Annotated in this window: 7 protein-coding genes; 2 read left to right on the forward strand and 5 right to left on the reverse strand. The window is 50.4% G+C overall.

Annotated features, from left to right (window positions below; genetic code table 11):
- Nucleotides 1–122: 122 nt before the first annotated feature.
- Both Q399_RS0110190 and Q399_RS21530 read right to left on the reverse strand, forming a co-directional pair.
- Complete coding sequence (locus Q399_RS0110190) at nucleotides 123–1,244, reverse strand: Fic family protein (RefSeq protein WP_031568253.1); 1,122 nt, start codon at nucleotides 1,242–1,244, stop codon at nucleotides 123–125.
- A gap of 134 nt (nucleotides 1,245–1,378) precedes the next feature.
- Complete coding sequence (locus Q399_RS21530; protein ID WP_051685900.1) at nucleotides 1,379–2,260, reverse strand: YpsA SLOG family protein; 882 nt, start codon at nucleotides 2,258–2,260, stop codon at nucleotides 1,379–1,381.
- 567 nt (nucleotides 2,261–2,827) lie between these two features.
- Here Q399_RS21530 and Q399_RS0110205 point away from each other — a divergent pair.
- Both Q399_RS0110205 and Q399_RS0110215 read left to right on the forward strand, forming a co-directional pair.
- On the forward strand, nucleotides 2,828–3,700 hold the full coding sequence (locus Q399_RS0110205) for a BrxR family helix-turn-helix transcriptional regulator (protein WP_037046055.1): 873 nt from the start codon (nucleotides 2,828–2,830) through the stop codon (nucleotides 3,698–3,700).
- Between the two features lie 140 nt (nucleotides 3,701–3,840).
- On the forward strand, nucleotides 3,841–7,035 hold the full coding sequence (locus Q399_RS0110215) for a DUF3427 domain-containing protein (protein WP_031568256.1): 3,195 nt from the start codon (nucleotides 3,841–3,843) through the stop codon (nucleotides 7,033–7,035).
- A gap of 10 nt (nucleotides 7,036–7,045) precedes the next feature.
- Here Q399_RS0110215 and Q399_RS0110220 read toward each other — a convergent pair whose 3' ends face one another.
- The 3 genes from Q399_RS0110220 to Q399_RS0110230 form a co-directional block, all read right to left on the reverse strand.
- Nucleotides 7,046–8,728, reverse strand: a complete 1,683-nt coding sequence (locus Q399_RS0110220) for a class I SAM-dependent methyltransferase (RefSeq protein ID WP_031568257.1) — start codon at nucleotides 8,726–8,728, stop codon at nucleotides 7,046–7,048.
- Between the two features lie 168 nt (nucleotides 8,729–8,896).
- A complete protein-coding gene (locus Q399_RS21535; RefSeq protein WP_245612874.1) occupies nucleotides 8,897–10,828 on the reverse strand; it encodes a GGDEF domain-containing protein in 1,932 nt (643 codons plus the stop codon).
- A 208-nt stretch (nucleotides 10,829–11,036) separates the two neighbouring features.
- Nucleotides 11,037–12,227, reverse strand: coding sequence for a GGDEF domain-containing protein (locus Q399_RS0110230; protein WP_037046057.1), 1,191 nt, complete (start codon nucleotides 12,225–12,227; stop codon nucleotides 11,037–11,039).
- Nucleotides 12,228–12,243 lie beyond the last annotated feature (16 nt).

A 12,243-nucleotide genomic window follows, 5' to 3' on the forward strand; every position in this document is an offset into this window, starting at 1 on the left:
TAGGACTAAGCCACTTTTATAAATCATATCTTAATGATTTATAAAGCTTTACAACTACCTATAGCCATTCAGCCGCAGACAACTGGTTACCACATAGGTAGCCAGTTTTGTTTTTGCGGAAGCTAAGACTGATCCAGCCGATACCGCGTACTCCTGCCCCCAGCCCCAGTTTTCACCAAACAACCCAACTCAACCAGCTGGGCCAGATGGCGGGTAGCGGTAGCCGGGCTTACTTTGGCAACTTTACTGTATTGACTGTTGTTAATACCTTCACTGAAATCGCCGTCCAATAACCGGTTCAGAACTTTGACTTGTTCCCTGCTCAGTCGGGTTTGGTCTACGCGCTGCCAAAATCTGGTTTTTTGCAGAGTTTGTTCGATATCCGCCAGCACCTGGCGCATGCTGGCAGCCAATGTATCGAGGAACCAGGTTAACCAGGCGGTAATGTCAGTGCCCCCTCGTTGGCTTTGCTCAAGGATATCGTAGTAACTATTTCGACGTTCCAAGATGGCAACCGACATGGCGTAAAAGCGAATAGACTGATGCTCTGCCTGCGCCAGCGCGAGGTCTGTCAACAGCCTGGCTAACCGGCCATTACCATCTTCCATCGGGTGAATGGTGATAAACCAGAAATGTGCAATGCCAGCGCGCAGCAACGGATCTAAATCGCCGATTTCTCTTGAGCGGTTAAACCAGTCGATAAAGCATTGCAGTTCACGCTCTAACTCCTGCCGTGGGGGCGCCTCGAAATGCACTTTAGGCTTGTCTATGCGACCCGAAACGACCTGCATGGGGTCATTACCGCGCAGCTGACCACCCTGCACTCGCTGCACCAGTGAACTGTCAGACGGGAACAACCAGGCATGCCATTGCAATAAGCGCTCTAAAGTTAACGGTTGCAGCCAGTTGCCAATTGCATCGGTCACCATGGCAGCAAGGCCATCAGACTGTAATGTTGTTGCGGTCGGCTGCAGCTCGGAGATACCCAGCTTACGGGCCAAAGACGATCGCACCACGCTGTGATTCAGCTTCTCGCCCTCAATAGCGCTGGACGTGAGGACATTTGCCAGCATGGTATCAAGAGCAGCTTCCTCGTTAGCCTGCACACCCATTTTACCCAGCAGTAACCCTTGCAAAAAATGCAGCTCACGTAACATCGGCGACAGTTCAGCCAGATCATAGCGAAAGGCCGGCGATACCTCTTGCTGACGGCCAGGCCAGTCCGGTTGTTGCCAGATCCACATAGACAGGACTCCTGCTGATTGAGGGGAATAACACTGACAATCTAATCAAATTGTGAGCAGATTAGCAAATCTATTCGCCTCATTAAAACCCAGCTTAGGTACCTGAATATCTGGCCTAAACTGCATCTATCAGTTCAGACGTCTTCGTCAAAACCAATCCAGGGAACCAATTCATCCAGCACCGCGAAAACTAAACGATAAAGCTGTTGTTTCCTGATGCTGCTTGGCCCTGCCACATTTAACCGCGCAACATTCGTTGCCATCAACCAGGCCCTGATCTCGTCGGCAGCGGCTGAAATCGTCAGTTCACTCAGATTCACCAAATAAAACGGCTTGCCATGTTGCCGGCACAATTCAAGCGCGAGTTTGCCAGCGCCACGTAAAGGCGCGTCCGTCATGATTAAGGTTGCATCACTTGCGAAAACATTCTGCTCCATGACAAAACGTTCACTGCGCGACTGCGTCTGATGCAGCTGATACTTCAGGTTCAATCCTGCATCGGCCGTTTGACGTTGTTTTCGGCACCATCCGGCATGCGGGATCCGTTCACAGATAGCCCAATCCAATGCCGCACGGCCTACCTCAGTCTGAGCGCCAGACAAAATAGTGACAGGCAACCATTCGGGCACCTGCCGTCCTGAACGTAAACGCCGCGCCTGCGCCGGCAGTGTTTTCAAACCGTCACGGAGAACGTCTTTTGTTTCTTCAAACTGTTCATTCGGGTCCTCAAACGGCTTTTGATAAAACACACTAATATTGTCCGGCATCTCAGCACGTAGACGCCGGGCAAGCGCCAACCCGCGTCGATGAAAATCAAGCCAATCCAACCTGGCAGCACCGGTCTTTGCATCGTTTACACAGTCTTCAAACTCAGCCTGCCAATCCGCCAAATCTGCATCTAATGCGGCGGATACAGAGTCGATGATTGCATGTTCATAATCCGAAGCTTCAAGCCTGGATATATCTGGCGCAGCAACCAGATTGACCCATAACCACATATGGCCATAATCTGGCATTACCGTTATGTTCGCCTTGTACCCGGCGTTTTTGCTGATAGTCAATTTGGCTTTCCGACAGGTTGAATAAAAGGAGCACTACAATAAATTCATCTGGTACAAGTGCGGTTGGGCATCCTTGCCCGGTATTCGTCCTGTCACATCCTTTTGCTTTAACTGTGGCAGCCATCCTGCTGCCGGTCCCAATGGCACATCCTGCTTCCCTGTGCCGGCAATGCGTCCTGCACTGCTTGTTGTCGCCCCATTCCCTCAGAGCATTTCCCTCGACCATCATGCTATCAGCGTAAATTTTCGCCGCCAGAGCTGTGTTTTTACTCATGTATGGTTTGGCTACAGCACTGGCCGTGGACGGCAAAACGCGCGCAGTGATTTTAATTGACCACAAAGCAGGAACAGCTTAGATTCAGCCTGACTATACCCAAAATCATTGAAGATTCGGGTAGGCGACAAGTGAGTGAGACCGCAGGAGCATAGCTGACTATGTGACTGCGGCGAACGAGCGAAGTCAACAACCCCGAAACTTCAAGGAATAAGGGTATATCAATGCATTACAGAAGGAACTGTGAGATGTCTGAGCCGGTTGCGAGCGCATTGCCCTATAGCTTTGAAGTACTGATGCGCTACCGCCTGATTGAAATTATCGCGCTGTGGGAAGGTCGACTCACTACCAACCACTTATGCCAAAGCTTTCAGATTAAGCGCCAACAAGCCTCCAAAGACATCAATAAATACAATCAGGACATCGCCCCCGGCAACCTCGTGCTTGACCGTAAACTGAAAGGCTACCGCCCTTCTGATACCTTCAAACCAGTATTTACCCGCGGCATCGCCGAAGAATATCTGCTGGCGCTGGCCAGTAACCGCGACATTTCGCACAACTTCAGCACGCTGGATTTAGGCTTTCACCAGACCGAAATACTGCATTCGCCGATGCGTCATGTCGACCCGATGATCCTGCGGGCATTAGTACAAGCCGCGCGGGATGGTGAAAAAATCGATATGGGTTATGTGTCGATGACATCACCCAACGAAGAGAGCCGCATCATCACGCCGCACACGCTGGTGTGCACCCCACTACGCTGGCACGTGCGCGCTTACTGCGAGAAAAACCGCGACTACCGCGATTTTGTATTAAGCCGCTTTCGTTCCATCAATGGCACTGAAGGCCCAAGCAGCAATCTGAAAGACCAGGATAGCCGCTGGCATACCGAAGTGAATATTGTGCTAAAGCCAGACCCGCGCCTGACCGACTACCAACGCGCCATTGTCGAACACGACTACGGCATGGTCGACAGCGTTCACACCGTCAAAACCCGCTCTGCCCTAGTGCCTTATGTGATCCAGCAGTTGAACCTCGACCTTAGCAAACTGGAAATCAGACCCGAGGCACAGCAAATAGTCGTCGCTAACTTAGAAGAAGTGCAGAAGCATGCGTTTTAGGCGGATCTGTCTACTTTGCAGACATTACTAAAACCACAGTATTGGCTGGCGACCGGCAGCAAAAGCTTTGACGCCAAAGGAAAATTAGTTAGAACTCCGGCCTTTTATGATATCGCCTTGGCAGAACAATAAGGAATCTGATGCAGCAACTTGGAATTTATGAGCAACTTCTTACACAGTTGATTGAAAGCAAGTTGGATCGCGAACGTTATTATGTTGATGAGCGGCCATTGACGAGCAACGAAGCTGCCAAGTGGTTGGCAAGCTTTATAACGCCGATCTTTGAACAGGCTGTTGCCGCAGTCCCGAGCAATGACGAGCAATTGGCGAACCAAATCGATCTGGCTAATAAACTTCTACTTTGGTTAAAACAGCAGTTTGCCGAGCAGCAGGCATTTGACGATAACCTCATCCTCTCGCAGGGGAGAATCCTGCGCGCTATATACGATACTCATGATCCAATTGCAGCGAATCTGAAAGAATATGTCGCTAATGTATTCCCGTTAACTGGACTTCGGCAAAGCGAACTGTTTTGTGGCAGTAACGCGGGAATCTCTTTAGAAACCGAGTTGAAACGTGAAATATTGTCAGCTGATAAAATTTATTGGCTGGTGTCATTTATCAAGTGGACCGGGATTCGCATCTTCAGTAAAGAACTCGAAGTATTTACCCAAAGCGGACGCCAGTTAAAAATCATCACCACGTCATACATGGGGGCGACTGACGCTAGAGCCGTGGAATACCTAGCTCAGCTTCCCAACACTGAAATCAAACTCAGCTACAACACCAATCGCGAACGCTTGCATGCCAAGAGCTATTTGTTTTTGCGCAATACTGGTTTTCACACTGGCTATATCGGGTCGTCTAACCTGTCACATTCCGCCTTAACTAGCGGCTTAGAGTGGAATCTCAAAATCACCTCGCAAGAGATCCCGCATATTATCGAAAAATCACTGAATACCTTTGAAACCTATTGGGCTTCAAAAGAATTTGAATTGTTTGATGGCTCAATAGCCAGCAAAAGCAAACTCAACCAAGCCTTAAAAGCATCCAGCATGCAAAAAGAAGAAAGCCCGGCTTTCTTCTTTGAAGTAAAACCGTACGCGCATCAACGTGATATTTTGGAACAGTTGGCTGTCGAGCGGCAGGTGCATGGCCGATACAAGAATTTGGTGGTGGCAGCCACTGGCACTGGCAAAACACTGATCTCCGCCTTTGATTTCGTTCGTTTTTTAAAAGCTCAACCAAACGCAACATTCCTGTTTATTGCACATCGGGAAGAAATCTTAAAGCAAGCCAGAAACGCCTACCGCGGAGTCCTTCGCAATAGCAACTTTGGTGAATTATGGGTTGGCGGCCAGCAACCAGATCATTATCGACAGCTATTTGCGTCAATCCAAACACTGAATAATCAGTTAGATACCTTAAAACTCTCACCTGATTACTACGACTACATTGTGATCGACGAAGTGCATCACGTAACCGCACAAACCTACCGCAAACTGCTGGACCACTTTAGGCCACAGATCTTGTTGGGTTTAACCGCCACGCCCGAACGACACGATGGTGGCAACATTTTGGCTGATTTTTGTGGCGTGATTGCCGCCGAAATCCGTTTGCCAGAAGCGATTAACCAACGGCACTTGTGTCCGTTTCAGTATTTTGCAGTAGATGACGATACCGACCTTCGCAAAATCAGCTGGTCGAGTGGACGTTATGACGTGACGCAGCTCACGAACCTGTACACGCACAACAGTAGCCGCGTGCATAAAATCGTGCTGGAGATGCAGCGCGTGATCACTGATTTAAATAGTATGCGCGCACTGGCGTTTTGCGTCAGTCGTGATCATGCCAACTACATGGTCCAGCAGTTTCTGCTCAAAGGGATCAAGGCAGACATTCTAACCAGCGACAACAGCCAAGATCGTGCGGAAAAACAACAAGCACTGCGCAGTGGGAGCATCAACGTGTTATGCGTCGTCGATATCTTTAATGAAGGGGTCGATATCCCTGAAGTCGACACTTTGTTGTTTTTACGACCTACAGAAAGTTTAACCATTTTCCTGCAACAACTCGGTCGAGGCTTACGTTTAGCAGATGACAAACAATGCTGCACAGTGCTGGACTTTGTCGGCAATTCGAGGCCTGAATATGACTTCGCCAGCAAGTTTCGTGCATTGATTGGTCGCAGTAACAAAGCCATTTCCAATGAAATAGAACAGGGTTTTCCTAATGCGCCGCTAGGTTGCAGTATTCAACTGAGCAAACAGGCGCAAGAGCTGGTTTTAGCCAATATCCGGCACGCTATTTTTAACGCCGCACGCTTGCGCCAAGCCTTGCAAAATTATTCGCAGCACCACAGCGAGCCATTGAATCTTATTAACTTTTTGCGCTTCAACCCAACTTTAGATATTCGGGCACTTTACAAACATCGAGGTTGGGTGCAGCTGCTGCAAGAGACAAATGCACTGGCAAATTACAAACCCACTATGCCAGAACTCAAAGTAGCAGAAGCCAACACAGTCAGTTTTTACACAGTACCTTCCGAAGCGCTGCAAAAACTGTTTAAACGTACAATTGTGACGCGATTTCTCGGTTGTGATGACTACCAGTACTTGCAATATGTGAGAAAACTTTGTCTTACCGGATTTAACTTAAGCGACCCGCCAGACATTCGTTCATTGATGTGCCACTACGATTTTTACCAGGCAACAGGTCCAGCTGCTGGCTTTGAGAATTTAACGGCCAGCTTAAAAGCGCTCTGCCAGCCAGAACTCTGTAATGAACTGGCTGAAGTTTTAACTTGGCAAATGCAGCAAATTAAACATCAGCAAACATCAATACCAGACCTACCTAATGTGCCATTACACTTGCATGCCCGCTATGCCCGTGAACAAATCATTACCGCGTTTGGCGCTACAACATTTGATAAACAAGTGGTGTCACGCGAGGGCGTTTATGTTGTAAAACATTTAAATATCGAATTGTTGTTTGTCACGCTAAACAAAAATCTGAAGATATTTACTCCCAATACCATGTACCACGACTACGCCATCAACGAGGCGTTATTTCATTGGCAGTCGCAAAACAACTCGCGCCCGGATTCAGGCAAAGGTTTGGACTACATCCGACATAAAGAAATCGGTAAACGACTCTTCTTATTTGTCCGTGAACAAAGTGATGACGAATTCGACAACACCATGGGATTCGTCAACTTCGGCGAAATCGACTATGTGAGTCATACCGGCTCGCAACCGATGAATATCGTATGGCAACTCCGCAATCCGATGCCTGATTTTATGTGGCACGAAACGGCCAAATTGGCGGTGGGGTAAGAGTTTCCTCCTACCACTCCGCCACCTGCAACCTCTGTTTAATCCCTGCCGACTGGAACTGCAGGGCTTCAAACACCAGGTCGAAATCTGTGCTGTTGTCCGCGATGTTGGGCAGGGACAGCGCTGCTTCGGTGAAGAACCGTTTTTGTTCGGTTTGACTTTGCCAGGCTTGTTGCCACCAGTCGGTGATTTGGCTGCGTGAGGTGTGCAGGCGTTGCCGGCTTGGTAAGCGGTCGCTTTTTTGCCGGTTCTCGGCGCTGCTGGCTGGTAGCAGGTTCCACAGGTCGTTGTTGGGCCAGTAGCTAAATGGCAGACAATGGTCGATGTCGTAGCTGTACAGCGGTTTACCACTCCAGACGCTGCGCACGTCTTCGCCCGCGCTGCGTAGCGTTTCAACTTTTTTCCTGACATAACCGGTGTCGTGCTGCCGATCCAGCCAGCGCAGGTGAAGATGGTAGGTTTCCAGCGTAAGGTTTTGTTGCTGATTTTGCTGATATTTTTGCATTTCACTGACCCACTGCTGCACCAGCAAAGGTTCTATCCAGCAGCCATAGACCCGAAAGCAATCCCACATGGATTCAGAGAGTTCAAACTGGCCGTAACTTTCAAGAAACTCTCTGTCCAGTAACACCAAGTCGCGGCGGGTGGTTTTCCCCCGCTGCATCCGGAACAGCCGGTTGTCTTTTTGCCCTTGCCAGATGTAAGTGACCGGGCCGTCTTTGATGGTTTTCAGCGTATCGCTAAACAGCTGTTGCAACGCTGCGGCCTCTGCGCCACTGAACAGCATGCCGACGGCAAAATCGTCCGCGGTCAGGTGCTTTAATGCCAGCCAGCCCTGTGCTGTGACAAAACCTAAGCCTTTGGCCGGGTCAGAGTTTTGCTGAATATTGTTGTCGACCAACCGTTTAAATAAGCGGATCCAATACAGCGCCACCAACCCGAGTGAGATTTGCACTTTGCCGTCCTGCCGGTCCAGCACTGCGCCCGGATGCGCGTCTGCTATCCGCACCAGCGTACGCAGCAGCGCCAGTTTGTAGGTCGAGGATTTGCTGTCGTTCAGCACAATATGGCGGATACGGCTGAGGCTGGCGCTGCCATCGTCCGGCAATTCCAGTACCAGCGTTTGCCACTGCACATCGGCCCTGCCGCCACTGTCAGCCGTTTTGTCGCTGATATAACGCAGCACCAGGCCAAACTGTTTGGCCAGCTGTTCCACTTCGTCGACGCTGACCGGGAAAGATACCCGGCCGTCAGTAAATTCGCCGTAGCGCAGGCTTAAAACAAAACGCCCGCCGGGGGCAAGCAAATTGGCAATTTTGCGAAAAGCGCGTTCACGCTCAGACGTTACGATATGCATCCAGACGGCGCTTAGCAAGATGGTTTGAAATTGCAGATTCAGCTGATAACAGGCTTTGAGTTCGGGCAGGCTGTCGCTAAGCCATTGCACTTGTTCAGCAGTTTTGAGCTGGCCGATATTACGCAAATCCGTGGCCGGCTCCACTGCGATAACCTGACAGCCCTGCTCAGCCAGCCACAACGCATCACGGCCACTGCCGGCGCCAATATCCAGCACCAGGCCTTGCTGAGGCCAATACTGCTGCCAGCTTTGATGCACCTGTTCAAAACTCAGCGCATCATATTGCTCTGCGTATAATTTGGCACTCTGATGGTAAATGTCCTGCGTTTTGTTCATGTACATCCCTGCAGCGCCCAAGATGGGTCTGAGCTTTTGTACCAATATTCACCAAATCCTGCAATCCGTTTAGTCGCATGCCAACACCGCAAATACATATCCAATCAGGGCTTTAGCGCATTCAGCCTGCCAGTCCTCCCCAAGAAAGCCCGTCTTTCGATAAGAAGCCTACGCCATCGTCATTAACGGCACACAGATGTCTGCCATACAAACCTGCTGCCGGCCATTGCCCTTGGCTCTATACAGTTGTTCGTCCGCCTGGCGGATCGCATCCTCGATGGCCTGCGGGTCATTGTGTTCTTGTTGCATGTTCAGCGCTGCCGTGCCGGCGGAAAAACTGACACTAAAGCCAATCTCACCGTCCTGCAGACACATTTGTTGAAAGCACTGCTGCAGCCGTTGTAACAGGGACGCGAGCGCGTCGGCATGTTGCTGCGACGTCATCAGGATAAATTCTTCTCCGCCAAACCGCGCCACAACATCAGTTTGGCGCAGCGTGGCTTTGGCGGCATCAGCAAAGGCGCACAGTACCGCATCTCCGGCCTGATGACCGTGCTGATCATTGATTTGTTTAAAGAAATCGAGGTCAATCAGCACGACCGACAACGGGAACTGCTGACGTTGTGCCAACAGTTTTAATTGTTCGGCCTGACGCATAAAAGCGCGGCGGTTCAACAACCCAGTCAGTGGGTCGGTATCGGACAGCTGCTGCAGTTTTTGTTGAAAACGCCGGCTGCGGTACAGATAAAGCACCAGTACCAATGTCACTACGCCACCAGCGGCAATCACCGTCAGCATCAGGTTTAATCGCGCTTGCGCTTTTTGCTCTGCGGCCGCCAACTGTTCAGCTTGTTTGGCTTGCTCAGCGGCTTTGGTATCTTCCTGCGCCAGCTCTAAGCGAGTTTGGTAGCTACCCAGCATCAACGCGCGGGCGTCGGCATCCTTTTGTGCGCGCAGCTGATGATACTGTTGGCTGGCGGCATAAGCGGCCTGATAATCGCCTTGTTTGGCGGCCAGCTGCTGCAACAAGTCATAACGCTCCCAGTTATTCGGGTCGGTCAACCGGTTGAGCATTTGCTGTGCGGCAGCAAGGTCATTGAGGTGCAAATACGCGAGGCCAGCATAATAAGCCGAGCGCTCATTTAAAATAGGCATCTGCTGGGCGGGGTTAAATTGCTGCAGGCGGGCAATATTCGTTAAATCGCCTTGCTGCACTTGCTCTAAAAGCACCAGTTTTTCCATCACGTCGGCGCAAGGCACATTGTTGCTCACTGCCAGAGAGGCTTTGGCGTACTGAAATTTCTCGGCCAGCGGTAAAAAGTACCAATTGGCGATATTGCAGTTGGTTATCGCCAGATTGTCTGTATGGTTTTTTAGTTTTGTTCGTTCGATGATTTTGTTAGATAGCACTAGAGCTTGTTTGATATCGCCGATTTGCCCACTGTGATAAGCCAGCTCTTCTTCAATGTCGGGGAAAAAGTTCTTGTAAACTGGCTCAACATCTTTTGCTGAGAGTGTTTTAATCAACATAAATAAAGGCTTAGAGATTTTGTCGTATTGCTTTAATAGGTAATAAGCCTCTAACAAATTACCTAAGCTAATCACTCGGACATAAAAATCATTCTGCAGCGCAGGATGTTGTTGCACTTGCTCCAGTAACACAACTGCTTCTGCTGCACGGTTTTGATACATATAAAGCCCATAGGCCTGAATGGTCATGGCATGTAAATACTGCTCTGGGTGCTGCTCCTGATTAATCAGCGGTAATGCCTTGGCCAGGTTTTCATCAATAGCGGCTTGTCCACTATGTATAAGTCTGTGAGCTTTCAGCAGGTATAAACCTGCCAATCTTGCCGGGTCATCGTTAACAGCAGCAATCCGCGTCTCAATCTCTTCTAATGTTTTTTTCACGCTAATCGCGGCTAAGGAATCGATTTCAAGCCGCTCAGCCTGAATTTGCGTCAGGGTATAAGGCGCGTTAGCGGCTAACGCTGAGGCATTGCCGAGCCAAAGCAGACTAAGACCAAGCAAGACACGAAGCGCAGCACCTAAGCGCCGGCGTAAAAGCAAAGCAGAGAAATTCCAGCAGGTAGCTACCATCAACAGCATCACTCCATGAACGGCAGGGTTCATCCATTTATGCGTAAAAACTTATTTATAAACGAGTTTCTGTTTTAAGCACAATGGTTTTGCTGCAATGCATGACGACCAATCGTTGTCACGCCAGCAACAGCGAGTTTGCCAGTTGTGACAACGTGATACTGCAGCGCACTGCTATGTACAAGGGCATTGCGCCGTGAAAACGGGATCACGACTGCCGCCGTTCCTCGCCGCTGTATAACCGGTAACCATTGCGGCCTTGTTGTTTCACCTGATACATGGCGCTGTCGGCTTTTTCCAGTAGTTCGGCCAATTCCTGGCCGTGGCGCGGGTGCAGGCTGACGCCGATGCTGGCGCCGAGTTCATAGCTGTTGCCGTCAATCTCCACCGGTTGCTGCAATTGTTTTAACAGCTTGGCAGCGATTTCCTGCACGTACTGTTCCTGCTCGATTTGGGTGGCGATCACGACAAATTCGTCACCGCCGATGCGGGCGCAAATATCGGTGCTGCGCAGGCTGGCTTTGAGGCGGCGCGCCACTTCCTGCAGCACTAAATCACCGGTTTTGTGGCCGGCGCTGTCGTTGATGGGTTTGAAGTTATCAAGATCGATATAGAACACCGCTAAGGCCTGATGTGGCCGGTTCGCAAGCTGCAACGCCTGACCAAACAATACGTCTACATATCTTTTATTGCTAAGGCCAGTGAGCGGGTCCTGATAAGCCAGCTCCAGCGCCTTGGCTTCTGATTCGGTCAGGCGGCGGCAAAACAGCACTATCACAGTGCTCAAGATCAACAGATATTGCAGCATCGCCAACACAGTGCCGAAGACAAAACCTTGCTGGCGCCAGTCCGGCAACAGCCAGATATACAGAGGCACAATCAGGCTCCAGTGCAGCGCCAGCAAGGCCGCTACGCTGACAATGCCGGATTTGAGCCACTGCGGCAGCCGGATGCGGCTGCAATACACGGCGCTCGCCAGCAGCAACAGCGCCAGCACATTAAAAGTGGCGAGACCAGAATCATAGATAACCCGTGGTAACCCAAGATGGCCATAAGCGAAGATCCAGCCGAGCAATAAGGCGACAGCACTATATAGCCAGCGGTCGGTGACCATACCGCCTCCCAGCAAAAACACCGCGCCAAAGAACCGGAAAGCGCCGAGTAACAACAGCAATTTCTCCAAACCGATAAACACGCCATACCAGAGCAAACCAGGGGCGGCATCCGGTTCAGTCGGGAGTAGTAACATGGCAAGACGGGCGCAGCAGGCGGCCAGCGCCGCAAAGGCCCAAAAACTGATGCCCGGGTTCGTACGCGGCACCAGCCGGGCACATAAAAACAGCAGAAACAACATGAAGTACACGGTGCTGCCGACCGCATGCATGATTGGATACAGCATAAATCGCCCCTGCCCT

It is taken from the genome of Rheinheimera texasensis DSM 17496 (genome assembly GCF_000711985.1).
Taxonomy (GTDB): Bacteria; Pseudomonadota; Gammaproteobacteria; order Enterobacterales; family Alteromonadaceae; genus Pararheinheimera; species Pararheinheimera texasensis.

Coding starts and splice junctions, on each gene's coding strand:
- Q399_RS0110190 (WP_031568253.1), bottom strand. CDS start 1,244: ATGTGGATCTGGCAACAACCGGACTGGCCTGGCCGTCAGCAAGAGGTA.
- Q399_RS21530 (WP_051685900.1), bottom strand. CDS start 2,260: ATGCCAGATTATGGCCATATGTGGTTATGGGTCAATCTGGTTGCTGCG.
- Q399_RS0110205 (WP_037046055.1), top strand. CDS start 2,828: ATGTCTGAGCCGGTTGCGAGCGCATTGCCCTATAGCTTTGAAGTACTG.
- Q399_RS0110215 (WP_031568256.1), top strand. CDS start 3,841: ATGCAGCAACTTGGAATTTATGAGCAACTTCTTACACAGTTGATTGAA.
- Q399_RS0110220 (WP_031568257.1), bottom strand. CDS start 8,728: ATGAACAAAACGCAGGACATTTACCATCAGAGTGCCAAATTATACGCA.
- Q399_RS21535 (WP_245612874.1), bottom strand. CDS start 10,828: ATGGTAGCTACCTGCTGGAATTTCTCTGCTTTGCTTTTACGCCGGCGC.
- Q399_RS0110230 (WP_037046057.1), bottom strand. CDS start 12,227: ATGCTGTATCCAATCATGCATGCGGTCGGCAGCACCGTGTACTTCATG.